This is a genomic window from Pseudomonas putida (assembly GCF_028682175.1).
GTDB classification, from domain to species: domain Bacteria; phylum Pseudomonadota; class Gammaproteobacteria; order Pseudomonadales; family Pseudomonadaceae; genus Aquipseudomonas; species Aquipseudomonas putida_AD.
The window spans coordinates 66,010-89,567 of the sequence record NZ_JANHKS010000010.1; the positions used below are offsets into that span (position 1 = coordinate 66,010).

Annotated in this window: 26 protein-coding genes; 15 read left to right on the forward strand and 11 right to left on the reverse strand. The window is 61.4% G+C overall.

Features of this window, described 5'->3' with window-relative positions; translation table 11 throughout:
- Positions 1–25: 25 nt before the first annotated feature.
- Positions 26–424, reverse strand: coding sequence for a peptide-methionine (R)-S-oxide reductase MsrB (gene msrB, locus NPS29_RS09680; protein ID WP_274132235.1), 399 nt, complete (start codon positions 422–424; stop codon positions 26–28).
- A gap of 191 nt (positions 425–615) precedes the next feature.
- On the opposite strand from msrB, the gene NPS29_RS09685 reads away from it, so the two are divergent.
- Positions 616–1,827 (forward strand): pyridoxal phosphate-dependent aminotransferase, encoded by a 1,212-nt coding sequence (locus NPS29_RS09685; RefSeq protein ID WP_074757687.1) that lies wholly within the window; start codon positions 616–618, stop codon positions 1,825–1,827.
- 270 nt (positions 1,828–2,097) lie between these two features.
- Positions 2,098–2,985, forward strand: coding sequence for a protease HtpX (gene htpX / locus NPS29_RS09690; RefSeq protein ID WP_274132236.1), 888 nt, complete (start codon positions 2,098–2,100; stop codon positions 2,983–2,985).
- Positions 2,986–3,117: 132 nt separating this feature from the next.
- Here htpX and NPS29_RS09695 read toward each other — a convergent pair whose 3' ends face one another.
- Complete coding sequence (locus NPS29_RS09695; protein ID WP_274132237.1) at positions 3,118–3,774, reverse strand: thiopurine S-methyltransferase; 657 nt, start codon at positions 3,772–3,774, stop codon at positions 3,118–3,120.
- Between the two features lie 104 nt (positions 3,775–3,878).
- Here NPS29_RS09695 and NPS29_RS09700 point away from each other — a divergent pair, with 104 nt between their 5' ends.
- Complete coding sequence (locus NPS29_RS09700) at positions 3,879–4,646, forward strand: DODA-type extradiol aromatic ring-opening family dioxygenase (RefSeq protein WP_274132238.1); 768 nt, start codon at positions 3,879–3,881, stop codon at positions 4,644–4,646.
- Positions 4,647–4,861: 215 nt separating this feature from the next.
- Here the strand turns inward: NPS29_RS09700 and NPS29_RS09705 are convergent, their stop codons facing one another.
- Positions 4,862–6,538, reverse strand: a complete 1,677-nt coding sequence (locus NPS29_RS09705) for a DEAD/DEAH box helicase (RefSeq protein ID WP_274132239.1) — start codon at positions 6,536–6,538, stop codon at positions 4,862–4,864.
- A gap of 416 nt (positions 6,539–6,954) precedes the next feature.
- On the opposite strand from NPS29_RS09705, the gene NPS29_RS09710 reads away from it, so the two are divergent.
- Positions 6,955–7,746, forward strand: coding sequence for a crotonase/enoyl-CoA hydratase family protein (locus NPS29_RS09710; RefSeq protein WP_274132240.1), 792 nt, complete (start codon positions 6,955–6,957; stop codon positions 7,744–7,746).
- Positions 7,747–7,755: 9 nt separating this feature from the next.
- Here the strand turns inward: NPS29_RS09710 and NPS29_RS09715 are convergent, their stop codons facing one another.
- Positions 7,756–8,511 (reverse strand): spermidine synthase, encoded by a 756-nt coding sequence (locus NPS29_RS09715; protein ID WP_274132241.1) that lies wholly within the window; start codon positions 8,509–8,511, stop codon positions 7,756–7,758.
- 212 nt (positions 8,512–8,723) lie between these two features.
- On the opposite strand from NPS29_RS09715, the gene NPS29_RS09720 reads away from it, so the two are divergent.
- Positions 8,724–10,070 carry a class II 3-deoxy-7-phosphoheptulonate synthase gene (locus tag NPS29_RS09720; RefSeq protein ID WP_274132243.1) on the forward strand — a complete coding sequence of 449 codons (1,347 nt, stop codon included), beginning with the start codon at positions 8,724–8,726 and terminating at the stop codon, positions 10,068–10,070.
- Positions 10,071–10,205: 135 nt separating this feature from the next.
- On the opposite strand, the gene NPS29_RS09725 is transcribed toward NPS29_RS09720, so the two are convergent.
- Both NPS29_RS09725 and NPS29_RS09730 read right to left on the reverse strand, forming a co-directional pair.
- A complete protein-coding gene (locus NPS29_RS09725; RefSeq protein ID WP_274132245.1) occupies positions 10,206–11,450 on the reverse strand; it encodes a winged helix-turn-helix domain-containing protein in 1,245 nt (414 codons plus the stop codon).
- 183 nt (positions 11,451–11,633) lie between these two features.
- Positions 11,634–11,798 (reverse strand): DUF1127 domain-containing protein, encoded by a 165-nt coding sequence (locus NPS29_RS09730; RefSeq protein ID WP_400605157.1) that lies wholly within the window; start codon positions 11,796–11,798, stop codon positions 11,634–11,636.
- Between the two features lie 167 nt (positions 11,799–11,965).
- On the opposite strand from NPS29_RS09730, the gene NPS29_RS09735 reads away from it, so the two are divergent.
- Positions 11,966–12,820 (forward strand): LysR substrate-binding domain-containing protein, encoded by an 855-nt coding sequence (locus NPS29_RS09735; protein WP_274132249.1) that lies wholly within the window; start codon positions 11,966–11,968, stop codon positions 12,818–12,820.
- On the opposite strand, the gene NPS29_RS09740 is transcribed toward NPS29_RS09735, so the two are convergent.
- A complete protein-coding gene (locus NPS29_RS09740; protein WP_425312480.1) occupies positions 12,817–13,548 on the reverse strand; it encodes a sulfite exporter TauE/SafE family protein in 732 nt (243 codons plus the stop codon). The genes NPS29_RS09735 and NPS29_RS09740 overlap by 4 nt on opposite strands.
- Positions 13,549–13,813: 265 nt before the next feature.
- Here NPS29_RS09740 and NPS29_RS09745 point away from each other — a divergent pair, with 265 nt between their 5' ends.
- The 3 genes from NPS29_RS09745 (at position 13,814) to NPS29_RS09755 (ending at position 16,078) form a co-directional block, all read left to right on the forward strand.
- Entirely contained in the window at positions 13,814–14,287 is a 474-nt protein-coding gene (locus tag NPS29_RS09745; RefSeq protein WP_274132251.1) for a MarR family winged helix-turn-helix transcriptional regulator, read from the forward strand.
- Positions 14,288–14,612: 325 nt separating this feature from the next.
- Positions 14,613–15,032 carry an organic hydroperoxide resistance protein gene (locus NPS29_RS09750; RefSeq protein ID WP_274132252.1) on the forward strand — a complete coding sequence of 140 codons (420 nt, stop codon included), beginning with the start codon at positions 14,613–14,615 and terminating at the stop codon, positions 15,030–15,032.
- Positions 15,033–15,058: 26 nt separating this feature from the next.
- Positions 15,059–16,078, forward strand: coding sequence for an alpha/beta hydrolase (locus NPS29_RS09755; protein WP_274132253.1), 1,020 nt, complete (start codon positions 15,059–15,061; stop codon positions 16,076–16,078).
- A 231-nt stretch (positions 16,079–16,309) separates the two neighbouring features.
- Here the strand turns inward: NPS29_RS09755 and NPS29_RS09760 are convergent, their stop codons facing one another.
- Entirely contained in the window at positions 16,310–16,879 is a 570-nt protein-coding gene (locus NPS29_RS09760; RefSeq protein ID WP_274132254.1) for an elongation factor P, read from the reverse strand.
- 87 nt (positions 16,880–16,966) lie between these two features.
- Complete coding sequence (gene earP, locus NPS29_RS09765; protein ID WP_274132256.1) at positions 16,967–18,100, reverse strand: elongation factor P maturation arginine rhamnosyltransferase EarP; 1,134 nt, start codon at positions 18,098–18,100, stop codon at positions 16,967–16,969.
- Positions 18,101–18,223: 123 nt separating this feature from the next.
- Here earP and NPS29_RS09770 point away from each other — a divergent pair, with 123 nt between their 5' ends.
- From NPS29_RS09770 to NPS29_RS09785, 4 genes are all read left to right on the forward strand, one after another.
- Complete coding sequence (locus NPS29_RS09770) at positions 18,224–18,619, forward strand: hypothetical protein (protein WP_274132258.1); 396 nt, start codon at positions 18,224–18,226, stop codon at positions 18,617–18,619.
- A 23-nt stretch (positions 18,620–18,642) separates the two neighbouring features.
- Complete coding sequence (locus NPS29_RS09775) at positions 18,643–19,125, forward strand: GreA/GreB family elongation factor (protein WP_274132260.1); 483 nt, start codon at positions 18,643–18,645, stop codon at positions 19,123–19,125.
- 120 nt (positions 19,126–19,245) lie between these two features.
- On the forward strand, positions 19,246–19,452 hold the full coding sequence (locus tag NPS29_RS09780) for a hypothetical protein (protein ID WP_274132262.1): 207 nt from the start codon (positions 19,246–19,248) through the stop codon (positions 19,450–19,452).
- Positions 19,453–19,543: 91 nt separating this feature from the next.
- On the forward strand, positions 19,544–20,086 hold the full coding sequence (locus NPS29_RS09785) for a DUF1003 domain-containing protein (protein ID WP_274132263.1): 543 nt from the start codon (positions 19,544–19,546) through the stop codon (positions 20,084–20,086).
- Positions 20,087–20,195: 109 nt separating this feature from the next.
- On the opposite strand, the gene NPS29_RS09790 is transcribed toward NPS29_RS09785, so the two are convergent.
- On the reverse strand, positions 20,196–20,609 hold the full coding sequence (locus tag NPS29_RS09790) for a YciI family protein (protein WP_274132264.1): 414 nt from the start codon (positions 20,607–20,609) through the stop codon (positions 20,196–20,198).
- 234 nt (positions 20,610–20,843) lie between these two features.
- Between NPS29_RS09790 and NPS29_RS09795 the strand changes: the two genes are divergently transcribed.
- Entirely contained in the window at positions 20,844–21,383 is a 540-nt protein-coding gene (locus NPS29_RS09795) for a PaaI family thioesterase (protein ID WP_274132266.1), read from the forward strand.
- A 96-nt stretch (positions 21,384–21,479) separates the two neighbouring features.
- On the opposite strand, the gene NPS29_RS09800 is transcribed toward NPS29_RS09795, so the two are convergent.
- On the reverse strand, positions 21,480–22,685 hold the full coding sequence (locus NPS29_RS09800) for an NAD(P)/FAD-dependent oxidoreductase (RefSeq protein ID WP_274132267.1): 1,206 nt from the start codon (positions 22,683–22,685) through the stop codon (positions 21,480–21,482).
- A gap of 311 nt (positions 22,686–22,996) precedes the next feature.
- Here NPS29_RS09800 and NPS29_RS09805 point away from each other — a divergent pair, with 311 nt between their 5' ends.
- The gene (locus NPS29_RS09805) at positions 22,997–23,557 is read left to right on the forward strand and encodes an RrF2 family transcriptional regulator (protein WP_274132268.1); all 561 of its coding nucleotides are present in this window, start codon (positions 22,997–22,999) and stop codon (positions 23,555–23,557) included.
- The last annotated feature ends 1 nt before the right edge of the window (position 23,558 follow it).

Here is a 23,558-nt window from a genome sequence, read left to right on the forward strand (position 1 = left end):
AATTATCCACGGTGATATCAGTGCATCAGGCGTCTCGGGGCACCAGGTCCAGGCAGACCGAATTGATGCAGTAACGCAAACCGGTCGGCGGCGGGCCGTCCGGGAAAACGTGGCCCAAGTGAGCATCGCATTTGGCACAGACCACCTCAGTGCGGATCATGCCGTGGCTGACATCACGCACTTCCACCACCGCGCTGCCCTCGATCGGCGCATAGAAGCTGGGCCAGCCGCAGCCCGAATCGAACTTGGTTTCAGAGTCGAACAATGGCTCGTTGCAGCACACGCAGTGATAGACACCGGCGGTCTTGGTGCTGTTGTACTTGCCGGTGAAAGGCCGCTCGGTGGCCTTCAGGCGGCAGACCTGATACTGCTCTGGGTCAAGCATCTGCTTCCATTCTTCAAGGGTTTTCGCAAGCTTCTCCACGGGTACACCTCCACAGCTGAAAAAGCCCGATCTGTGTCTTTTCCACGGGTCGGGTGGCACGTATGATTGCGCCTTCGTTTGACGCCAGTCTGTCACCGGCCTTACAGGCATACAAATTCATTTTGATGGCGTTGTGCTTAGCGGTCCGCCTTTTCCATCCAGCGCGAACCTCTCTATTTGGGATCAATCACATGCAGTTCAGCAAATCGAACAAGCTCGCCAACGTCTGCTATGACATCCGCGGGCCCGTGCTCAAGCACGCCAAACGCCTGGAAGAGGAAGGCCATCGCATCCTCAAGCTGAACATCGGCAACCCGGCGCCGTTTGGTTTCGAGGCGCCGGACGAAATCCTCCAGGACGTGATCCGCAACCTGCCGACCGCCCAGGGCTACAGCGATTCCAAAGGCCTGTTCAGCGCGCGCAAGGCGGTGATGCAGTACTACCAGCAAAAGCAGGTCGAAGGTGTCGGCATCGAAGACATCTACCTGGGCAACGGTGTATCCGAGCTGATCGTGATGTCGATGCAGGCGCTGCTCAACAACGGCGACGAAGTGCTGGTCCCGGCCCCCGACTACCCGCTGTGGACCGCCGCCGTGGCGCTGTCCGGTGGCAACCCGGTGCATTACCTGTGCGACGAGCAGGCCAACTGGTGGCCGGACCTTGACGACATCAAGGCCAAGATCACGCCGAACACCAAGGCCATGGTCATCATCAACCCGAACAACCCGACCGGCGCCGTGTATTCGAAAGAAGTGCTGCTGGGGATGCTGGAAATCGCCCGTCAGCACAACCTGGTGGTGTTCTCCGACGAAATCTACGACAAGATCCTGTACGACGACGCCGTGCACATCTGCACCGCTTCGCTGGCGCCGGACCTGTTGTGCCTGACCTTCAACGGCCTGTCCAAGTCCTACCGCGTGGCCGGTTTCCGCTCCGGCTGGATCGCCATCTCGGGCCCGAAACACAACGCCCAGAGCTACATCGAAGGCATCGACATCCTGGCCAACATGCGTCTGTGCGCCAACGTGCCGAGCCAGCACGCGATCCAGACCGCGCTGGGTGGCTACCAGAGCATCAACGACCTGATCCTGCCGCCGGGCCGCCTGCTGGAACAGCGCAACCGCACCTGGGAGTTGCTCAACGACATTCCGGGCGTGAGCTGCGTCAAGCCGATGGGTGCGCTGTACGCATTCCCGCGCATCGATCCGAAAGTCTGCCCGATCCACAACGACGAGAAGTTCGCACTCGACCTGCTGCTTTCCGAGAAGCTGCTGATCGTTCAGGGCACGGCGTTCAACTGGCCATGGCCGGACCACTTCCGCGTGGTGACGCTGCCGCGTGTGGACGATCTGGAACAGGCCATTGGGCGGATTGGCAACTTCCTCAAATCCTACAAGCAGTAACCCTTTTTTCCTGTAGGAGTAAGCTTGCTCGCGATAGCGTTGTGTCAGTCGATGAATGTTTCACCGACAAAACGCAATCGCGAGCAAGCTCACTCCTACAGGTCTGCGTTGCCAATCGCTCTACCCCCGCCCTCTCGCCAATGGGCCATAATTGCCCTGGCGGCTCGAAACGACACAGTTTGAAATAGTCGCCCGGTTGAATAGCCACCGACATCACCTTATATACCCCGCAACACGTTACACATTCTTCACGAGGAGACACTCCACACCATGATGCGCATCTTGCTGTTTTTGGCCACTAACCTTGCGGTCGTGCTGATTGCCAGCATCACCCTGAGCCTTTTTGGCTTCAACGGGTTCATGGCGGCCAACGGGGTTGACCTGAACCTCAATCAGCTGCTGATTTTCTGCGCCGTGTTTGGTTTCGCCGGTTCGCTGTTCTCGCTGTTCATCTCCAAATGGATGGCAAAGATGAGCACCGGTACCCAGATCATCACCCAACCACGCACCCGCCACGAACAATGGCTGATGCAGACCGTTGAACAACTGTCCCGCGACGCTGGCATCAAGATGCCGGAAGTCGGGATTTTCCCGGCCTATGAAGCCAACGCCTTCGCCACCGGCTGGAACAAGAACGACGCGCTGGTCGCCGTCAGCCAGGGCCTGCTGGAGCGTTTCTCGCCCGAGGAAGTGAAAGCGGTGCTGGCCCACGAGATCGGCCACGTCGCCAACGGTGACATGGTCACCCTGGCGCTGGTGCAGGGCGTGGTGAACACCTTCGTGATGTTCTTCGCCCGGATCATCGGCAACTTCGTCGACAAGGTGATCTTCAAGAACGAGGAAGGCCAGGGCATCGCGTACTACATCGCGACCATCTTCGCCGAAATCGTGCTGGGCTTCCTGGCCAGCGCCATCGTCATGTGGTTCTCGCGCAAACGCGAATACCGCGCCGACGACGCCGGTGCACGCCTGGCCGGTACTGGCGCGATGATTAGCGCCCTGCAGCGCCTGCGTTCCGAACAGGGCGTTCCGGTACAGATGCCAGACAGCCTGACAGCCTTCGGCATCAACGGCGGCCTGAAACACGGCCTCGCCGGCCTGTTCATGAGCCACCCGGCCCTGGAAGACCGCATCGAGGCCCTGCGCCGGCGCGGTTGATTCCAAAGCTGCTGCGATAAGAAAGGGCGACTTCGAGTCGCCCTTTTCTTTCACTCCCCGCTCTGTAGCAGCACGGCTTGCCGGCGGGATCGATCTCAAGTCCGCCCCCGCCGGCAAGCCGTGCTGCTACGCTCAGCGGCGGAACAGCCGATAGGCGTATTCCATCAACCGTGTCACGCCTGCCTGCTTGAACTTGGCGCTCTGCTCCAGCACATCCCAGTCGCCGACCATCTTCACCCGCCATTCCGGCGACAGCAGCTGTTGCACCTCGTCTTCATCGACCGAAAAAGGCGGCCCGGGAATCTGCGACTGATCATAGTCCAGCGTCACCAGCAGGCCTCGGCAATCCTGTGCCACCAGCCGGTTCAGTTGCTCGACATAGCGCCAGCGCATGTCCGCAGGCAGCGCAATCAACGCCGCGCGGTCGTAGAACGCCGTGCAATGACCCACATCCCCCGGTTTGAGCGCGAAGAAATCACCACACCAGATTTCACAATGGTCGTGACGGTAAACCTTGAAGGCTCCCCGCTCCTCGATTACCGGCGTCAGTCCGTTTTCACTGAACCAGGCCGCCACCGCCGTTTCCGACAGCTCGGCGCCCACCACGTGCAACCCTTGGGAAACCAGCCAGGTCATGTCGATGGTCTTGCCGCACAACGGCACCAGGACCCGTTCACCTCGATTCACATTCAATTCGGGCCACAACTTCACCAGATATGGATTCACGTCCGATTGATTGAAACCAATCTGATTGATCGCCCAGCGTTCATGCCAAAACTGCGGCTCCATAAATACTCCTGATACTTCGATCAAAAAGCCCTAAAACTTATATTAGATTTAGATCGATGATCTGCCCGATCATGCAGTCATCTTATACGCTCAGGACTCCCGACATGCTCCCCAGCCTGTTCATTTCTCACGGCTCCCCCATGCTTGCACTGGAACCCGGCGAAAGCGGCCCGGCGCTGGCACGTCTGGCGGCCGAGCTTCCCCGACCAAAGGCCATCGTGATCGTCTCTGCCCACTGGGAGAGCAACGAGTTGCTGGTTAACGGCAACCCACAGCCAGAAACCTGGCATGACTTTGGCGGCTTCCCGGCCGCACTGTTCGCCGTGCAATACCCAGCGCGGGGCCAACTGGACATCACTCATCGCGTCATGGAGCTGCTGGCGGACGCCGATCTGACTGCGCGCATGGACACTCGCCGACCGTTCGACCATGGCGTGTGGGTGCCGCTGTCGTTGATGTACCCGCAGGCGGACATCCCTGTGGTGCAGGTCTCCCTGCCAACACGTATGGGTCCTGAACTGCAGACCCGGGTCGGCCAGGCACTGGCGAAATTGCGCGAGGAAGAGGTGTTGGTGATCGGGTCGGGCAGCATTACCCACAATCTGCGGGAGCTGGACTGGCATGCAGGGCCAGAGAGCGTAGAGCCCTGGGCGCTGTCATTTCGCGACTGGATGGTGGAAAAACTCGCCGCTGGCGACGACGAAGCCCTGCACGACTACCGCCGACAGGCGCCGAACGCGGTGCGTAATCATCCGAGTGACGAGCACCTGTTGCCCCTCTACTTCGCCCGTGGTGCGGGTGGCGAGTTCAGCATTGCGCATCAGGGTTTCACCATGGGTGCGCTGGGGATGGATATCTACCGGTTTGGGTGAGCGTCTTGAGATCGCTCCCGCCGGCAAGCCGTGCTGCTACGAGGGCGGGGTGACGGCTGAAGGTGGGACACCCTGCATCACGTAGCAGCACGGCTTGCCGGCGGGTCGGTCGCAAGATCGCCGCCGCGATAAAGCCGAATTGCATTCCATGAGGCAAAAAAAATCCCCGAACCAGTCGGGGATTTTTTATTTCAGACGATCAGCACAGGGGCTGATCAGTCTTCGCGGTAGCGACGCAGTTTCAGCTGCTTGCCGGCAACGCGGGTGTCTTTCAGCTTGGCCAGCAGACGCTCGAGGCCTTCTTCCGGCAGCTCGACGAGGCTGAAGCTGTCACGCACCTGGATGCGACCGATGGCTTCACGGGCCAGACCACCTTCGTTGAGGATGGCGCCCAGCAGGTTCTTGGCAGCGATGCCATCACGCGCGCCCAGCGCGGTACGGCAACGGGCACGGCCTTCGGCCAGCGGCATTGGCGCACGACGCTCGCGGTCGCCACGATCAGGACGGTCACCCGATGGACGATCCGGACGATCGCCACGTGGCGCGCTGTTCGGCACCAGTGGACGTTCCTTCTCGATGGCTGCCAGGGTCAGGGCCTGACCGTTGGTAGCCTTGCGCAGCAGCGCAGCGGCCAGTGCACGTGGCGAGCAACCGATGTCGGCAGTCAGACGATCCAGCAGATCACCGTGGCTGGCTTCAGCGTCGGCAACCAGCGGCGCCAGGCTGTTGGTCAGTTTCTTGATGCGGGCATCGAGAACGGCCTGGGAGTCCGGCAGGCGAACTTCGGCAACCTTCTGACCGGTTACACGCTCGATCACTTGCAGCATGCGGCGCTCACGCGGGGTGACCAGCAGCAGTGCACGGCCTTCGCGACCGGCACGGCCGGTACGACCGATACGGTGAACGTAGGACTCTGGATCGTACGGCATGTCCACGTTGAATACGTGGGTGATGCGCGGAACGTCCAGACCACGGGCAGCAACGTCGGTCGCGACAACGATGTCCAGACGGCCATCTTTGAGCGAGTCGATGACGCGCTCACGCTGGTTCTGGGCGATGTCGCCGTTCAGCGCAGCGGCCTTGTAGCCTTTGGCTTCCAGGGCGCTGGCCAGGTCCAGGGTGGCCTGCTTGGTACGCACGAACATGATCAGGGCGTCGAAGTCTTCGACTTCCAGCAGGCTCAGAACGGCAGAGGTCTTCTGGTCGGCGTGAACCAGCAGGTGAGCCTGCTCGATCGCGGTGACGGTCTGGGTCTTGCTCTGGATCTTGACGTGTTTCGGGTCTTTCAGGTGACGCTCGGCGATCGCACGGATCGACTGCGGCAGGGTCGCCGAGAACAGTACGGTCTGGCGGGTTTCCGGCATGGCCTTGAAGATCACTTCCAGGTCATCCATGAAGCCCAGCTTGAGCATTTCGTCGGCTTCGTCGAGAACCAGGTGGTTCACGGTCGCCAGGACTTTCTCGTCACGACGCAGGTGGTCGCACAGACGGCCTGGGGTGGCGACGACGATTTGCGCGCCGTTGCGGATGGCCTTGAGCTGCGGGCCCATTGGCGCACCGCCGTAGACCGCAACCACGGTCACGCCTGGCATCTGCTTGGCGTAGGTTTCGAACGCGGTGGCCACTTGCAGGGCCAGTTCGCGAGTCGGCGCGAGGATCAGCGCTTGCGGCTCACGTTTTGCCGGGTCGATGCGGTTCAGGATTGGCAGGGCGAAGGCTGCGGTTTTACCGGTACCTGTCTGCGCCTGACCGATCATGTCGTGGCCGGCAAGAATAATAGGGATCGATTGCTGCTGAATGGCCGAAGGCTCTTCGTAGCCAGTGGCGATTACGGCGGCAACAATACTTGGGTGAAGATCAAGAGCGGCGAAGCCGCCGGTTTCCTGGGTCATGGGTCTGCCTCTGAGTGCATCCGCAAAGACCCATGCTTCAAAGCTGCGCGTGCCGTGTAAGACCCGAAGGTCACCCTGGCTGCTTTGTCGGCGGGGATTTGCGAAAACGTATGGATGAATGGATCGTCAGGGACTGTTCGCAAGCGAACCGGCCAGTGAAGAAGGCTTCACAAACCATACCGTGACGAGGGCCCTATGAAAGGCCGGCGCGCACTATACCGGAAATGCCGAAAAATGTGAGGATTTTTTTCGGCCAGATAAGACCTTGCGTCCAAGTGTCACAGGCTTTGCGCAAAGCTGTGCCACTGTCTATTTTTCTAGTGCCCGGTATTACTGGTGGTTGCAGCTTAAACGATTCACCTTGATCAGTCAGGCAGCCCACTCTCCTTTCCTACTCATCAGCAGGAACTTGCGACATGACCTCTCCGACCAAAGGCCACGTCACCCGGGAACAGCGCGCCGCCATCCTGCTCATAGGGCTGGATCGCGTGGCCAAGCGCAACGCATTCGACATGGAAATGCTCAACCAGCTCAGCCTCGCTTACGGCGAGTTCGAGCGCAACCCAGAGGCGCGGGTGGCCGTGGTCTTCGCCCATGGTGATCACTTCACCGGCGGGCTGGACCTGGCCGACACCGGCCCGACCCTCGCCAATGGCTGGCAACTGCCCGAAGGCGGCTACGATCCCTGGGGTGTTTTCGCAGGGCCGCGAGTTACCAAGCCGGTCATCGTCGCAGCGCAGGGCTATTGCCTGACGCTGGGGATCGAACTGATGCTGGCCGCAGACATCAACCTGTGTGCGAGCAACGCCCGCTTTTCGCAGATCGAGGTGCAGCGCGGCCTGTTCGCCTTTGGTGGCGCGACCCTGCGCATGCACCAGTTGGCGGGTTGGGGCAACGCCATGCGCTGGTTGCTGACGGGCGATGAGTTCGATGCCCACGAAGCACTGCGCCTGGGGCTGGTGCAGGAAATCATGGCACAGGAGGACCTGCTGCCCTGCGCGCTGCACCTGGCCGGGCGCATCGCCGAGCGGGCGCCACTGGGGGTCAGGGCGACTCTGGCCTCGGCGCGCCAGGCGGTGCGCGAAGGCGAGCAGGCCGCCGCGCTACAGTTGCTGGCTCAGGTCAGGCAGGTGATGTCCAGCGAGGATGCCAAGGAGGGCCTGCGCGCCCTTATAGAACGCAGGCCGGGGCACTTCACCGGTCAATGAACAGGCGGCTCAGGTGGCCGGGCGAACGCTCTGGATCAACGACAGCAGGGAATAACCCAGATGCGGGGCCAGGGCCTCGGCACGCTGGGTCAGGGCGTCGATGTCCAGCGTCTGCTCAAGGTCGGCCGGCACCATGAGAATCACGTTGCCCTCCTTCACCGGCAACTCCCAGTAGTGGCGGTGGTAGAGGCCGCGCAACAGCGCCGCGCCCAGCGGCTTGCCGTCGTCCGACGCCCACTGGTTGATGATGAGCCAGCCACCGGGGTTCAGCCGCTGCTGGCACTTCTCCAGAAAGCCCCACGCCAGATGGCCGACCGCAGGGCCGGTATCGGTATAAAGGTCGACGAAGATCAGGTCGGCGCTTTCGGCCGTGGGCAGCAGTTCCAGCGCATCGCCGATGCGGATGTACAGCCGGGGATCGTCCGAAAGACCCATGTATTCCATGGCCAGGCGCGGCACATCGGGACGCAGCTCGATGGCTTCGACGTCGTCCAGCGGCAGGAACTTGAGGCAGGCCTGGGTCAGCGTACCTGCGCCGAGGCCCATGAACAGGGCGCTTTCCGGCGCTTCGTGGCACAGCGCGCCGATCAGCATGGCGCGGGTATAGTCGTACTCCAGCCACGCGGGATCGGCGGTGAAGGTGCAGCTCTGCTCGATGGCATCGCCGAACTCCAGGAAGCGGTAGTCTTCCACTTCCAGCACGCGGATCATGCCGAAGTCATCATGGACTTCGGCCAGCACGCGCTCTACACGCTCCTGGGTCATTGCTGTTCTCTTGACAATGGTCGGTCGGGGTGTACGGCTTGAGGCGCGTGGCCGCTGCAAAAACGCGGTCGCCGGCAAGCCGGACTGCTACGGGCCGCGACAACGGCCTGGATAAGCGGCGGATTGTCGGCGATTGCGCCCCGGCAGGTCACGCAAATTCTCGGGGCTTGCTGCTAACATGGCTGTCCGATCGCACTGACTTCGAGTTCATGATGAGCCAACCCTGGAGCCCCGACAGCTGGCGGACCCTGCCTATCCAGCAACAACCCCAGTACCCTGACGCCGAGCACGTGCTGCGTGTCGAGCAGACGCTGGCCAGTTATCCGCCGCTGGTGTTTGCCGGTGAGGCCCGCGAGTTGCGCCGCCAGTTTGCCGAGGTCACCGAAGGCCGCGCCTTCCTGTTGCAGGGTGGCGATTGCGCCGAGAGTTTCTTCGAATTCTCCGCCGCGAAGATCCGCGACACTTTCAAGGTGTTGCTGCAGATGGCAATCGTCATGACCTTCGCCGCCGGCTGCCCGGTGGTCAAGGTCGGGCGCATGGCCGGTCAGTTCGCCAAGCCTCGTTCGTCGAATGACGAGACCATCGACGGGGTGACCCTGCCCGCCTACCGCGGCGACATCGTCAACGGCATCGGTTTCGATGAGAAGAGCCGCGTGCCGGACCCTGACCGCCTGTTGCAGGCCTATCACCAGTCCACCGCGACCCTGAACCTTTTGCGCGCGTTCGCCCAGGGCGGTTTTGCCGACCTGCATCAGGTGCACCAGTGGAACCTGGACTTCATCGCGGGCTCGGCGCTGTCCGACAAGTACAGCCAACTGGCCAACCGCATCGACGAAACCCTGGCCTTCATGCGCGCCTGTGGCATGGACACCTCGCCGCAACTGCGCGAAACCAGTTTCTTCACCGCCCACGAAGCCCTGCTGCTGAACTACGAAGAAGCCTTCGTGCGGCGCGACAGCCTGACCAATGACTTCTACGATTGCTCGGCGCACATGCTGTGGATCGGCGACCGCACGCGCCAGCTCGACGGCGCCCATGTGGAGTTCCTGCGCGGGGTGAAGAACCCGATTGGCGTGAAGGTCGGCCCGAGCATGAACACCGACGACCTGATCCGCCTGATCGACATTCTCAACCCGGACAACGACCCGGGCCGCCTGAACCTGATCGCGCGGATGGGTGCCAACAAGGTCGGCGACCATCTGCCGGGGCTGATTCGCGCCGTCGAGCGCGAAGGCAAGAAGGTGCTGTGGAGCTCGGACCCGATGCACGGCAACACCATCAAGGCCAGCAGCGGCTACAAGACCCGCGACTTTGCGCAGATTCTGGGCGAGGTGAAGCAGTTCTTCCAGGTGCACCAGGCGGAAGGCACCTACGCCGGCGGCATCCACATCGAGATGACCGGGCAGAACGTCACCGAATGCATCGGCGGCGCACGGCCGATCACCGAGGATGGGTTGTCGGATCGCTACCACACCCACTGCGACCCACGGATGAACGCCGATCAGTCGCTGGAACTGGCGTTTCTGATCGCCGAGACGTTGAAGCAGGTGCGCAGGTAGCCGCCACAAGACCTGTAGGAGTGAGCTTGCTCGCGATTGGGCCGAATCGTCGACATGGGTGCAACTGACCCACCCCCATCGCGAGCAAGCTCACTCCTACAGGGACGTGCATTGATTAAGATCGATGCACGTCCGTTACAAAAGGTCCAACCCCTTCGCCACAAACGCCACCCGCAGGCGCGCGGCACTGGCGCGCTGGCAGTTGATCAGCACCTCTGGCAACCCCAGCCAGTTCGCCAGTTGCCGCAGGTTGGCCGCCAGCGCGTGCATCCCCTCCTCGTCCAGCCCCGGCTGCTCCTCATGCACGGCATGCACCGCCAGGCGCCCGGCTGCGCGCTCGGCACGCAGATCGATGCGCGCGGCGATGCGTTCGTTGTGCAGGAATGGCAGCACGTAGTAGCCGTACACCCGCTTGTGCGCCGGGGTGTAGATCTCCAGCCGGTAGTGAAAATCGAACAGACGCTCGGTGCGCGCCCGCTCCCACACCAGTGAATCAAAAGGCGAAAGCAGTGCGCTGGCAGTGACTTTTCGCGGCACGTTGGTGTTCGGCAGCACATAGGCCGGCTGTTTCCAGTCCTTGACCCGAACCACCTCGATGGCGCCCTCTTCTACCAGTTCTGCAAGCCCAATCTTGGCGGGCGCCGGATCCTGACGGAAATAATCGCGGATGTCTTTCTCGGTGCCGATGCCCAAGGCCTTGACCGCGTGCAGCAGCAAGCCGCGCTGGGCATCGGCTTCGGTCAGTTCGGGGTGATTGATGATCGGCGACGGCAGCACACGTTCCGGAAGATCGTAGAGTCGTTCGAACCCGCGTCGCCCGGCGACCGTCACCTCGCCCGCAGCGAACAGCCATTCCAGCGCGAGCTTCTCGGCGCTCCAGTCCCACCATTGCCCGGCACGGTCTTCGCGGGTGCTGATACTGCCCGCCCCCAATGCGCCCTGGTCGCGCACGGCCTGCAGGACACGGGTGAGGGTCGAGGCTTGTTCACGGCCGAATTTGGCCAGCTGTTGATAAATGCCTTCGCCCTGGGATGCACGCTGCATGCGCCAGCGCATCAGCGGGTACAGCTCGATGGGCAACAACGAGGCCTCATGGCCCCAGTATTCGAAGAGTTTGCGTTGTCGGCCCTGGCTCCATGCGGCCTGATCCAGCAGCTTCTGCGGGTAATTGCCAAGGCGCGAATAGAGCGGCAGGTAATGCGAGCGCACCAGGGCGTTGACCGAATCGATCTGCACCACACCCAGGCGTTCGATCAGTTGCGTGACGTGACGCGAAGTGACCGTCGCAGGCGGCTGGCGGCCATTGAAACCCTGGGCCACCAGCGCTACCCGGCGTGCTTGCTTGACGGACAGTTGTTGAGTCGACAGATCTGCGGACATTCAGAACCTCCTGATCGATCCGCAAAGCTACCTGATCCAGGGCCGACCTGCCATGTGTGGGCTTGGGGGTGGTGCGATCGGGTGGGGCACAACCCGGCCCCGTAGCAGCACGGCTTGCCGGCGGGGGCGATCCTGAAACCGCCCCGCCGGTAAGCCGTGCTGCTACGGGCGCGCGACATCGCATTAATGCTTGAGCGGGTCATCCCAGAACGGGCGGTCGGTTTCCTCCAGCACATCGGCACGGCTCAGGCCGATGTCCTTGAGGGCGTCATCGCTCAGGCTCGCCAGTATGGCGCGCTCGTGATGCAGCTTGCGCCAGCGGGCTACCTGGGCCACGCCCGATTTCATCCAGCGCTCAAGGGTGGACTCACCCGACAGGGTTTTAAGTACCAGTACATAACCTTTTTGACCTTTCATCGTCTTGCCCTCCACGTGGGGATGGCTAGATTGTCTGCCCGGGAATAAGATCAAACCAACGAATGTTTCTGATGCACCCCATCTGGGAGATTGATGCAATGGCCACCTACCCAAGTATCGACAGCGAGCTGCTGCGCACCTTTGTCGCCATTGCCGATCAGGGCGGTTTCACCAAGGCCGGCGAAGTGGTGAACCGCACGCAGTCGGCGGTGAGCATGCAGATGAAGCGGCTGGAAGACGACGTCGTGCAGCGCCCGCTGTTCCAGAAAGACGGCCGCGTGCTGAACCTCACCGCTGAAGGCCAGGTCCTGCTGGGGTATGCCCGGCGCATCCTCAAATTGCACAGTGAAGTGTTCAACACCCTGCGCGAGCCGCACATGGTCGGCACGGTGAAAATCGGCACGCCGGACGATTACGTGATGCGCTTCCTGCCCGGCATTCTCTCGCGCTTCGCACAAGCCTATCCGCTGATTCAAGTGGAGGTGCACTGCGAGTCATCGGCGCAGTTGCTGCAACGCCAGGACCTGGACCTGAGCATCGTCACTCGCGAGCCCGGGAAGGAAATCGGGCAGATCCTGCGTCAGGAGCGTTTCGTCTGGGCTGAGGCCGCAGGATTCTGCCCACACGAACAAACGCCGATTCCGCTGGCGATGTTCAACAGCGACTGTTTCTGCAGGCTGTGGGCGAGCAACGCACTGGATGCGGCAGGCCGTGAATATCGTGTGGCCTACACCAGCGCCAGCCTCTCGGCGATCATGGCGGTGGTCAGCGCGGGGCTTGCGGTCACGGCCCAACTGCAGAGCCTGATCACCTCGGATCTGCGGGTACTCGGCGAGGACGAGGGCTTGCCGCAACTGCCCTCGGCCAGCATCGTGCTGCTGCGCAACCCGAACAATCCCTCGCCGATCACCGAATGCCTGGCCGATCACATCGCCGAAGGCTTCAAGCTTTAGATCCTGAAGCAGAGCATGATCGCGCAGATCACCAGAAACACGCAGAACATCGAGCGCAACAGGCGCTCTGGCAGGCTGTGGGCCAGCGCGACACCCCAACTGATACTCGCAAGGCCGCCAATGGCCAGCGGGATGCCCATCAGCCAGTTCACATGACCGTGAAAGGCGTAAGTGGTCAGGGTGATCACCGTCGCAGGGGCCGCCAAGGCCAGCGCCAGGCCCTGAGCGACCACCTGGGTCGCGCCGAAAACGCCGGTCAGGATCGGCGTCGCGATCACCCCGCCGCCCACGCCAAACATGCCCGCCGTCACACCGGACCCAACCCCCAGCACCCACAGCCACTTGCTGTGACGCAGTTGAGCATCGGCGTTGCCCTTGCGCCAGTACATCTGGATCAGGTTGAACAGGGTCAGCACCACCAGAAACGCGACGAAGCCGATGCGCATGCTCTGGGCGTCGACCCGCACGGCCCACAGCGAGGTCAGCCAGGACACGAAGAAGCTCGGCACGATCAGCATCATCGCGTTGCGCACGGAAATCCGGTTACGCTGGTTGTAACGCCACAGCGCCAACAGCACATTGGGCAGTACCATCAATAGCGCCGTGCCTTGGGCCAGTTGCTGATCCAGGCCAAACAGCACGCCCAGCGCCGGAATCGCCACCAGCCCGCCGCCGATTCCAAACAGCCCGCCCAAAGTGCCCATGGCCGCGCCCAACAACAGGTACATCACAACATCAACGATCACGACCGGTCCTCTGTATGAATTCTGCGCGCATGCTACGCAGTCGGGCCGGCCGAGGAAATCCGCAGCGGGCCAATAACATCGACGTTCTGTGATGAGTTGATTCACAGTTCGTGTTCCAATTGACGCCTGGGCCTAGTGAGCAGGCCGATAGATAAAGGCCACATGACCGATTGCCTAAATTATCTGGTGCATTAAACATCACCACACTAAATTAGCGCCCATGACTGATACCCCGAGGACACCCACGATGACCGCCGACCCAGGCGACACCGCAGCCGGCGCTGGCAGCTGTAACGAATTGCTGCTGGACAGCCAATTGTGTTTTGCCTTGTATTCCACCTCGCTGATGATGACCAAGGTCTATAAACCGCTGCTCCAGGCGTTGAACCTGACCTATCCACAGTACCTGGCGATGCTGGTGCTATGGGAGCGCGAAGGGATCACGGTGGGCGAAATCAGCGCACGGCTGCTGACCGACCCCGGATCGCTGACCCCCCTGCTCAAGCGCCTCGAAGGCGAAGGCCTGATCCGCCGCACTCGCAGCAAGGAAGATGAACGCGTTGTGCAACTGTACCTGACCGATCAGGGCAAGGCCCTGTACGACAAGGCCCGCAGCATCCCGCCGTGCATTCTTTCCGCCAGCGGCATTTCGCTGGAGCAGCTCAAGGCTCTGCAGGAAGATCTGGTCAACGTGCGTGGGAATCTGCACGACAAGCTGTAAGCCGCTTCTCTTTCCGAAAGGCCAGCCATCGCGCTGGCCTTTTTTTTGGCTGCAGGAGCGCGCTTGCCCGCGACCGCGGTAAGTCAGATGTCGATGTATCCACTGGAACACCGCGGTCGCGGGCAAGCGCCGCTCCTACGTGATTTTTTTACGCTTATAAATCAGATAGATAAGCAAAAAATGAGCTGCAAGCGAAGAAAATTTGAAAATTAATCTTGCGCGCAAACTATTTGCGCAGTACATTTCATCTCACTTGCTTAGCGCACAAACCTTTAGTGCGAAGCACAACCAGCTTCAGCCCAACATCATCAAGTGAGGAAATATCATGCAAGCTCTCTATACCGCAGTCGCAACCGCAACCGGTGGCCGTGATGGCCGTGCTGTTTCCAGCGACAAGATTCTCGACGTGAAACTGGCCACCCCGAAAGAACTGGGCGGCGCCGGTGGCGAAGCGACCAACCCTGAGCAGCTGTTCGCTGCCGGCTACTCGGCCTGCTTCATCGGCGCACTGAAATTCGTTGCCGGTCAAAGCAAGCGCAGCATCCCGGCTGATGCCTCGATCACTGCCCACGTCGGCATCGGCCAGATTCCTGGCGGTTTCGGTCTGGACATCGACCTGAACATCAACCTGCCGGGTCTGGATCAAGCCGACGCTCAAGCGCTGGTCGATGCGGCTCACCAGGTCTGCCCGTACTCCAACGCCACCCGTGGCAACGTTGACGTCCGTCTGCACGTGACCGTCTAACTCACCCGCCTGCTCAGGAGATGAACATGAACACGTTCGGCAAGATTCTGGCTGGTTCGCTGCTCGCGCTGTCCATCGGCAATGCCTTCGCGGCAACCGATACCGGCGTTGAGCACAACACTCAAGCGTTCCTCGATGCCCTGAACTCGGGCACCGGCAAACCGATTGAGCAGCTTTCGCCCAAAGACGCCCGCGCCGTACTGACCGGCGCCCAGGCAGGCGTCAAGCTGACCCTGCCCAAGGCCGACGTCAGCCAGAAGACCATCTCGGTCGACGGCCAGAACATCAGCCTGACCATCGTGCGTCCGGCTGGCGTCAAGGGCACCTTGCCTGTGTTCATGTACTTCCACGGCGGCGGCTGGGTGCTGGGCGACTACCCGACCCACGAGCGTCTGGTGCGTGATCTGGTGGAGGGTTCCGGTGCGGTGGCGGTGTTCGTCAACTACACCCCTTCGCCTGAAGCGCACTACCCGACGGCGATCAACCAGGCCTACGCAGCGACCAAATGGGTGGCTGAACATGGCAAGGAAATCAACGTCGACGGCAAGCGTCTGGCGGTGGCGGGTAACAGTGTCGGCGGCAACATGGCGGCGGTCGTCAGCCTGATGGCCAAAGACAAGGGCACCCCGGCCATTCGTTACCAGGTGCTGCTGTGGCCGGTGACCGACGCCAACTTCGATACCGGATCCTACGAGCAGTTCGCCGAGGGCCACTTCCTCACTCGCAACATGATGAAGTGGTTCTGGGACAACTACACCACCGATCCAAAGCAACGCGCCGAGATTTACGCATCACCTCTGCGCGCAACCCTGGATCAGCTGAAGGGCCTGCCGCCTGCGCTGGTGCAGACAGCCGGTGCCGACGTGCTGCGCGACGAAGGCGAAGCCTATGCCCGCAAGCTCGACCAGGCGGGCGTTCCAGTCACGGCGGTGCGCTACAACGGCATGATCCATGACTACGGTCTGCTGAACGTGGTCAGCCAGGTGCCGGAAGTGCGCTCGGCAATGTTGCAGGCCTCGCAGGAATTGAAGGTTCATTTGAAGTAAAACGACGCAGGCCGGATAGATCCCTGGTGTTTTATCCGGCCTCATCGCGAGCAAGCTCACTCCTACAGGGTCACGCGTCGCCTGTAGGAGTGAGCTTGCTCGCGATGAGGCCGGTGCATTCAACCCCATGTCATGCATTGGATGATTTCCATGAACTGGTAACCGCCGCCCACAAAAAAGCCCGACTCAATGGTCGGGCTTTTTCGTATCCGGCGTTACAAAAAGCAGTGCTTACTTCGCACGGCCTTTGTACGAACCGCCTTCACGGGTGTCGATCTCGATCATGTCGTCGATTTCGATGAAGTCGGCTACTTGCAGCTCGGTGCCGTTAGCCAGCTTGGCAGGCTTCATGACCTTGCCCGAAGTGTCGCCGCGAGCGGAACCTTCGGTGTAGTCAACGCGACGCACGATGGTGGTCGGCAGCTCTACGGAAACCAGACGGCCTTCGAAGAAAACGGCTTCGCAGACGTCGGTCATGCCTTCTTCGATGAATGGCAGAACGCTTTCGATGTCTTCGGCGTTCAGCTCGTACATGGTGTAGTCGGTGGTGTCCATGAACGTGTAGGAGTCACCGCTGATGAAAGACAGGGTGGCTTCTTTGCGATCCAGGATCACGTCGTCCAGCTTGTCGTCGGCGAAGTAGACGGTTTCAGTCTTGTAGCCGGTCAGCAGGTTCTTCAGCTTGGTCTTCATGATCGCGCTGTTACGACCCGACTTGGTGAATTCAGCTTTCTGAACCAGCCAAGGATCGTTGTCGATACGGATCACGGTGCCGGGTTTAAGCTCTTTACCAGTTTTCATTACGAGTATCCGAATTTGGATTGAAGTTCTTTCTAAGCCCTGTACGAAAAGCCACTTTTCGTACAGGGCTTAATACAAGGCCGCGTATCATATCCAATTTCGGTAAAACGTTACCAGCGCAGTCGTCAGATCATCTTGCAAGGCCTGTTCCAGACACCAGCGCTCGGCGTGCCCTGCAAGCTCCTGGCGATGGTGTTGCAGGGTGTTCCAGCTTTCGGCCATGTCCTGCCCGGCGTTCCACGCACGCCAGACCTGGGTCAGTGCTTGCCCCGCCGCCTCGGACAACCCCGCCAGATACAGTTCCAGAAACGCATCGAGCTTGGCCCAGTGGGCGTCATCGTCCTGCTCATAGATGTGCCAGATGAACGGCCGGCCCGCCCATTGCGCCCGCACGAACGAGTCTTCGCCGCGCACCACGTTGAATGCGCAGCACCACAGCAAGAGGTCGTACTGCTCCTGGCGGACGAAAGGCAGCACCTGAATCGTCAGGTTGGCGCGCACATGCAGCGCCCCAGCGTTCAACCCCTCGACACCCAGCCAGCGCTGCACGTCACCGATGATGCGGCCTTCAGGCACCAGCAGATGGGTGGCCTGCCCGGCCTGAGCCAGGCTGTCCAGCCATGACCCCAGCCCTGCGTGCTCATAGGCAAACAGCGAAATAAGCTGCGCGCCGGGCTGTGGATAAACGCCCAACTGCGCCAGAAACACCTGTTGCGCCGCCGGATCCTGCTCGAATGCGTGACGGCGCTCGATCAGCCCGGCCTCGCGCAAAAGCCCGCCGGTGGTCGGACGAAACCCCGGAAAGAAAAAGAATTTCTGGATGCCGCTCGATTGCAGCGACGGCAGGCCGTGACAACCGGTGACCCACTCCTCGGCGCTGAGGTAGTCCAGATTCAGCCACAGCGGCTTGGGGTTGCGGGCCTTCATCGCTTCGATCTGCGCAGGCGGGAGATGGCAGCCAAAGGCTTCGATCACCACATCGGCAGGCTCCACTGGCTGCCAGTCTGCGGGCCAGAAACACACATTGACGCCCTCGCGCCACAGTTGACGGGCCTCAGCGTCCGCGCCAGGGCACAGACGGGCGAACGCCGACAGATCGTCGATCCACAGACGCACGTCCATGCCGTGCTCTGCCACCAACTGGCGCGCCAGACGAAAAGTCACGCCGACGTCGCCAAAGTTATCCACAACCGTGCAGAAAATATCCCAAGAGGCTTTCATCCCGGCTCCTCGAGACTGTTCAAAAAAGCGGATTGTCCTTCATTCCGGCGCACAATCACCACCCCCGATCATGCGACAATTGCAGCCCGAGTCGACCTCATATGCGCAAGTAGGGAGTCTGCCATGTACGTCAACCATCGCGAATTGTCCGTCACGCTGCGTCCTCTGAAGCTGGTGCTGTCCATTGCTGCGGGTATCTGGCTGGGGTTTCTCGCCGTCGCGCTGACCGGCTGGCTGATCTACCGGCTGCTGCCCGCCGAGCAGACGCAGGCCGTGAGCAACGCAGCCACGCAATTGACTGCGCCGCCTGCGGCAAAAGCCAAACCTGAAAGCGACAACCCGATGTTCGACCAGTACCGGCAGATCCTGCGCGACAGTGAAGCCCGCCAGGCGCAGGAGGCCGAACAGGCCGAGCGCCAACGCAGCTTCAATGGCCCCAAATGCCAGTTCTGGATGCAGCAGAACCAGACCGCGCCGAGCGAAAAGAGCCGCGCCGCCATTTATCAGTACTGCGGCTGAACCGCGAGAGACAAGCAAGCCCTATGAACAAGCAACAGGTCCTGCAACGGATCGTCGAAAAGCTGGAAATCGACCTGGAGGTCGCGATTCGCGCCGCACAAACGGCCTACGAAACCGCGACTCATGAAGAAAACATCGCCGAAAACAAGTACGACACCCTCGGGCTGGAGGCGTCGTACCTGGCCGCCGGGCAGGCGCGTCGGGTCGAGGAAATCCGTCTGGCGCTGGCGGCCTACCGCAGCTTGGTGCTCAAGCCCTTCGACGACCAGCGCGGCATTCAGCCCGGTGACCTGATCAGCCTGGAATCGGAAAACGGCGTTCAACAGACGCTGTTCCTGGGCCCCGATGCGGCTGGCCTCAAGGTCAGCCTGGACCAGACCCTGGTGACGGTGATCACCGCCAGGGCGCCGCTGGGGCAGAATCTGCTGGGCAAGTTCGACGGCGATGAGCTGGAAATCACCGTCAATGGCAGCCGGCAATCCTTCGAGATCATCCAGATCGCATGAGCCATCGATCGCTCGCGGGGTTGAAGGCTCCGACCTGTTGTGAGTATGGTGGGCCGTCGCACGATAAACGGCGACACCGGCACAGGGAGCCGGGTATGGACCCCATCAAGGAGATTTTTCATGACGAACGTCATCACCTTTCCTGACGCCCATGAACGAGATCGCCTCAAGTCCAGTGGCCTCCAAGGGGTGAGATACCTGAACAAGAAAGAGCGGCAACTGATCGACAACCTGCGCCTGACCAGCCACGCGGGGCGGCAGTACGTCTACGACTACGCCAATATCATGTACCGCTCCAAGCCCCTGTATCCGGACCCGCTGGACTGACACCCGGCGGCTCGTTCCACCGGCGTTCAGTGCACAGAGCCCTGGAGGCGGCCTATAGTGGGCGGATGTTTCTGCCCTCAGGAAAGCCTCCATGTCTGCCACGCCATCCTCTGCCGAACCGGGCCAGTCCCCGACCGATCATCACCTGCGTTTCCACAAGGGCCACGCGCACCTGGGGCCGACCTTCGGCACTGACGCCTTTGCGCTGAAAGCCGAAGCCTTTGCGCGGTTCTTCGGCACGCCTACCTTTTTGGGGGCGCAGACGCTGATCGTGCTGCTCTGGGTGGGGGCGAACATGACGGGGTTGGTGACCTTCGACGTCTACCCCTTCATCCTGCTCAACCTGGCATTCAGCCTGCAATCGGCCTACGCCGCGCCGCTGATCCTGCTGGCCCAGACCCGCCAGGCCGCCCGCGACAAGGCCAGCTCCGACGCCGACGCCCAGCACCGCGAAGCACTGGCTGTCGCCAACGAAGAGCGCATGGCCCGCGCCGCGCAAAACACCGCGCAGATGCTCGAACTGCTGGAGCAGAACACCCGCCTGACGGAAATGACCAAGGTGCTGACCGAACGCGTCGAGGCGCTGACAGCAGACATGCACAAGCATTTTGTGAAGAAGGATGGGCATGTGTGAGGCCCCGCCCTCGTAGCAGCACGGCTTGCCGGCGGGAGCGTTGTGTCAGGCGGCGCATTTTTCTCTGATGCACCGCTCCCGCCGGCAAGCCGTGCTGCTACGGGACAGTTCAGGGCTTGTCCTGGTGCATCTCGTTGAACCCCGCCGCTGCTTGCTGAATGTCCGGCGTAAAATCATCGAAGCTCATCACCTGACGCACTTCGACGGTTTCATTGTCCCCCGCCGGGCAGCGTTTCGCCCAGTCGATGGCGGCTTCAAGGGACGGCAATTCAAGCATCCAGTAGCCACCCAGCACTTCGCTGACACCTGGAAACGGCGCCTGGATCACCTGTGCCTGGCCCTTGTCGAACGTGACGCGGGCGCCCATGGTCGGCGGATGCAGGCCGTCGAGGGTCAGCAGCACCCCGGCCTGCTGCAAGGATTCGTTGTATTTCATCATCCGCTCCACGGCGTCAGCCTCGGGCAGGGTGCCAGGGGCTGCGGTTTCGTATCCCTTGGGGATCATCAGCATCATGAATCGCATGGTCGGCGTCCTTCTGTAGAGGGTTCCCCGAACACCATAGTCCAGGGTTTCGCACAGTAGTCGAACCACGGACGTGCAAATCGACACTTGATGTGTCGCACCAGACAAAAACGTGCCGGGCGCTTTTGCCACTGTTGGACATTTTTGATATTGCGGTCGTCATCAAGCAGCGGGATTATGACCATAATTTTTCTCATCCGACATTCCGCCGGATGCGTCCCGGAGCGTACGCCCATGCAAAGCACCTCTCGCGAAGAAACCCTGGCCCTCTGGCAAGCACAGGAAAAGGAAATGCGTGCCCGGCTGGGCAAGGCTGGCAGCATGAACCTGATGGAGGTGGCGCAGTTGACGCCGGAGGAGTTCTTCAACGGTATCGGCAGCGGGCTCTACCCTCACCCGCCGATCGGCGAACTGATGGACTTCGTGCCGATCCAGTGGACGCCCGGCTCCTTCATCTTTCAGGGCACTCCCGGCCCGCAGCATTACAACCCGCTGGGCATCGTGCACGGGGGATACGCCGCCACCCTGCTCGACTCCTGCATGGGCTGTTCGGTCCACACTCGCCTGAAGAAAGGCCAGGGCTACACCACCCTGGATCTGCGCATCAGCTACATCCGCGCCCTGACCGACAAGAGCGGCCCGATCCGCGCCGAGGGCACTGTGGTGCACCTTGGACGCTCCACCGCGCTGGCCGAAGGCAAGATCTACGATGCCGAGGGACGGTTGTTCGCGACCGGTACCACCACCTGCATGATTCTGGATATGAATCGTTGAGCGAGTAGCACCTGATAATGCCCCATCGCGAGCAAGCTCACTCCTACAGGACGGTGCATGCCTCTGTAGGAGTGAGCTTGCTCGCGATCAGGGTTGTCATGCGACCACAGGAATCAACGGATCCGCCGCAGCCAGCGCGGCCTCGCGTTCGGCCACTGGCGGGTAGATCCACACCGAGTTGATCTGCTGCTTGAGTTGCTTGGCTTCTTCCTTGATGAGCTTGACCTGGCGATCCCAGCCTTCGGTGTACACCGCGCCCCAGGCGCCGAGGTCCAGGCAGGTGACGTATTTCACCTGGCTGTACGGAATCGGCGCTTCGCCCAGCAGGTCGGCGGCGACGTTGTTGCCGGCCGAGCGGCCCAGCGCGATGGCGTGCTGGCAGGTCATCAGGGCGAAGTTGCCTTCATCGTCGGTGGCGGCGTAGGCGGTGTCGCCGGTGGCGAAGATGTCGGCCTGGCCGATGACTTTCAGGTTGCGGTCAACGTGCAGGCGGCCTGCGGCATCGCGCTCGCCGGGGATCTGCTCGGTCAGGGAGCTGGCGCGCACGCCAACGGTCCACACCACGGTCTTGGCATCGATGCGACGCCCGTCCGCCAGGGTCACGCCATTGGCATCCACGGCGGCGACAGACGCATCGACGACCCATTCCACGCCCAGCGCCTCGGTGGCTTCGACGATGGCCGGGCTGATGTTCGCGCCCAGTGCAGCGCCGACCTTCTCGCCACGGTCAACGATGATGACGCGCACTTTGGCATCCGCCCCCAGGGCTTCACGCAGGCGCGCAGGCATTTCGGTCGCTGTTTCGATACCGGTGAAGCCGCCGCCCGCCACCACGACTGTGTTGCGCATCGCCGACTCAGGCTGCTGGGCCAACGACTTGATGTGCTGCTCAAGGCGAGTCGCCTCGTTCATGTGGTCAACGTCGAATGCATGTTCGACCCCAGGCACGGAAGCCGGGCGCACGACACGGCTGCCGGTGGCCAGAACCAGTTTGTCGTAGTTGATCGAGGTCTGGACGCCGTTGGCATCGGTGTAGCCCACTTTTTTGCCGGCCACGTCGATGGTGTCGGCCATGCCCTTGATGAAGTTCACGCCCACGGCATCGAACAACGGGCCCAGCGGCGACTGCATCTGATGCACTTGCTGCTCGTAGTAACGCGGACGTACGCCCAGCACCGCTTCAGGCGCCAGCACCGTGACTTCGACGTCGTGGCGCTGATGCATGTCCAGCAAACGGGTGGAACTCAGGGCACTCCACATGCCGCCAAAACCCGCGCCGACAATCAGAATCTGCTTTTTCATCGTGTGCTCCAAATAACAAAAGGACGTTTCAGGTGTGTGCGGGTCGGAGTTGGCGACCGCCTCAAGACAACTACGACTGTATTGATCGGAGTTTATTTCGGCAAGCACTTTTTTCAGGTGCAATTCCAGATTCACGTCCTGCATCTTTATAAATACGTTGTTAATCAATAGATTATAAAGAAACACCGACCGTCGACCTGGCGCAGGAACAGGTTTGCCGCTGCTGCCACTGATCGCCATGACTCAGCGTTCCTTGCGAGGAACTGCGCAAATTGTTAGCTTTTGCACGATCAATTCAGTCGGAGATCGACATGTCTCTCTACAGTGCCGGTGTCGAATACGGCATTCACTGCCTGCTGTACCTGGTCGATGAACGCGGCGACAGCCGCGAGGCCAGCGTGCGCGACCTGGCAGAGCTGCAAGGTGTGCCTCAGGAATACCTGGCCAAGGTGTTCACCAAACTGGCCAAGGCCAGGCTGGTGGTTGCCACTGAAGGGGTGCGCGGCGGATTTCGGCTGGGACGGCCCTCGGACGAAATCACCCTGCTGGACATCGTCACGGCGATTGACGGGCGCAAGCTGATTTTCGATTGCCGGGACATTCGTGGCCGTTGCGCAGTTTTCGACGGCTGCGCGCCCGAGTGGGCGACTGAAGGGATGTGCGGGATAAACGCCGCCATGATGACCGCGCAGAAGCGCATGGAAGATGCCCTAGCGCAGCAGACCATCCTAGACCTTGCGCGGCGCACCGGCCGCAAGGCTCCGCCGGAATTCGGCGCGCAGGTCGCCGACTGGCTGAGCGAGCGCAAGGAGAGCCGCGCAGGGGCTGCGGCAGAGGGGCAAACCATCGCGGTGGTGCAGGTGAACGATTAAC

Bases quoted from the DNA above. Each gene is read 5' to 3' on its own strand.
- NPS29_RS09685 (WP_074757687.1), top strand. From the start codon at position 616: ATGCAGTTCAGCAAATCGAACAAGCTCGCCAACGTCTGCTATGACATC.
- htpX (WP_274132236.1), top strand. From the start codon at position 2,098: ATGATGCGCATCTTGCTGTTTTTGGCCACTAACCTTGCGGTCGTGCTG.
- NPS29_RS09695 (WP_274132237.1), bottom strand. From the start codon at position 3,774: ATGGAGCCGCAGTTTTGGCATGAACGCTGGGCGATCAATCAGATTGGT.
- NPS29_RS09700 (WP_274132238.1), top strand. From the start codon at position 3,879: ATGCTCCCCAGCCTGTTCATTTCTCACGGCTCCCCCATGCTTGCACTG.
- NPS29_RS09705 (WP_274132239.1), bottom strand. From the start codon at position 6,538: ATGACCCAGGAAACCGGCGGCTTCGCCGCTCTTGATCTTCACCCAAGT.
- NPS29_RS09710 (WP_274132240.1), top strand. From the start codon at position 6,955: ATGACCTCTCCGACCAAAGGCCACGTCACCCGGGAACAGCGCGCCGCC.
- NPS29_RS09715 (WP_274132241.1), bottom strand. From the start codon at position 8,511: ATGACCCAGGAGCGTGTAGAGCGCGTGCTGGCCGAAGTCCATGATGAC.
- NPS29_RS09720 (WP_274132243.1), top strand. From the start codon at position 8,724: ATGAGCCAACCCTGGAGCCCCGACAGCTGGCGGACCCTGCCTATCCAG.
- NPS29_RS09725 (WP_274132245.1), bottom strand. From the start codon at position 11,450: ATGTCCGCAGATCTGTCGACTCAACAACTGTCCGTCAAGCAAGCACGC.
- NPS29_RS09730 (WP_400605157.1), bottom strand. From the start codon at position 11,798: ATGAAATCGGGCGTGGCCCAGGTAGCCCGCTGGCGCAAGCTGCATCAC.
- NPS29_RS09735 (WP_274132249.1), top strand. From the start codon at position 11,966: ATGGCCACCTACCCAAGTATCGACAGCGAGCTGCTGCGCACCTTTGTC.
- NPS29_RS09740 (WP_425312480.1), bottom strand. From the start codon at position 13,548: ATGTACCTGTTGTTGGGCGCGGCCATGGGCACTTTGGGCGGGCTGTTT.
- NPS29_RS09745 (WP_274132251.1), top strand. From the start codon at position 13,814: ATGACCGCCGACCCAGGCGACACCGCAGCCGGCGCTGGCAGCTGTAAC.
- NPS29_RS09750 (WP_274132252.1), top strand. From the start codon at position 14,613: ATGCAAGCTCTCTATACCGCAGTCGCAACCGCAACCGGTGGCCGTGAT.
- NPS29_RS09755 (WP_274132253.1), top strand. From the start codon at position 15,059: ATGAACACGTTCGGCAAGATTCTGGCTGGTTCGCTGCTCGCGCTGTCC.
- NPS29_RS09760 (WP_274132254.1), bottom strand. From the start codon at position 16,879: ATGAAAACTGGTAAAGAGCTTAAACCCGGCACCGTGATCCGTATCGAC.
- earP (WP_274132256.1), bottom strand. From the start codon at position 18,100: ATGAAAGCCTCTTGGGATATTTTCTGCACGGTTGTGGATAACTTTGGC.
- NPS29_RS09770 (WP_274132258.1), top strand. From the start codon at position 18,224: ATGTACGTCAACCATCGCGAATTGTCCGTCACGCTGCGTCCTCTGAAG.
- NPS29_RS09775 (WP_274132260.1), top strand. From the start codon at position 18,643: ATGAACAAGCAACAGGTCCTGCAACGGATCGTCGAAAAGCTGGAAATC.
- NPS29_RS09780 (WP_274132262.1), top strand. From the start codon at position 19,246: ATGACGAACGTCATCACCTTTCCTGACGCCCATGAACGAGATCGCCTC.
- NPS29_RS09785 (WP_274132263.1), top strand. From the start codon at position 19,544: ATGTCTGCCACGCCATCCTCTGCCGAACCGGGCCAGTCCCCGACCGAT.
- NPS29_RS09790 (WP_274132264.1), bottom strand. From the start codon at position 20,609: ATGCGATTCATGATGCTGATGATCCCCAAGGGATACGAAACCGCAGCC.
- NPS29_RS09795 (WP_274132266.1), top strand. From the start codon at position 20,844: ATGCAAAGCACCTCTCGCGAAGAAACCCTGGCCCTCTGGCAAGCACAG.
- NPS29_RS09800 (WP_274132267.1), bottom strand. From the start codon at position 22,685: ATGAAAAAGCAGATTCTGATTGTCGGCGCGGGTTTTGGCGGCATGTGG.
- NPS29_RS09805 (WP_274132268.1), top strand. From the start codon at position 22,997: ATGTCTCTCTACAGTGCCGGTGTCGAATACGGCATTCACTGCCTGCTG.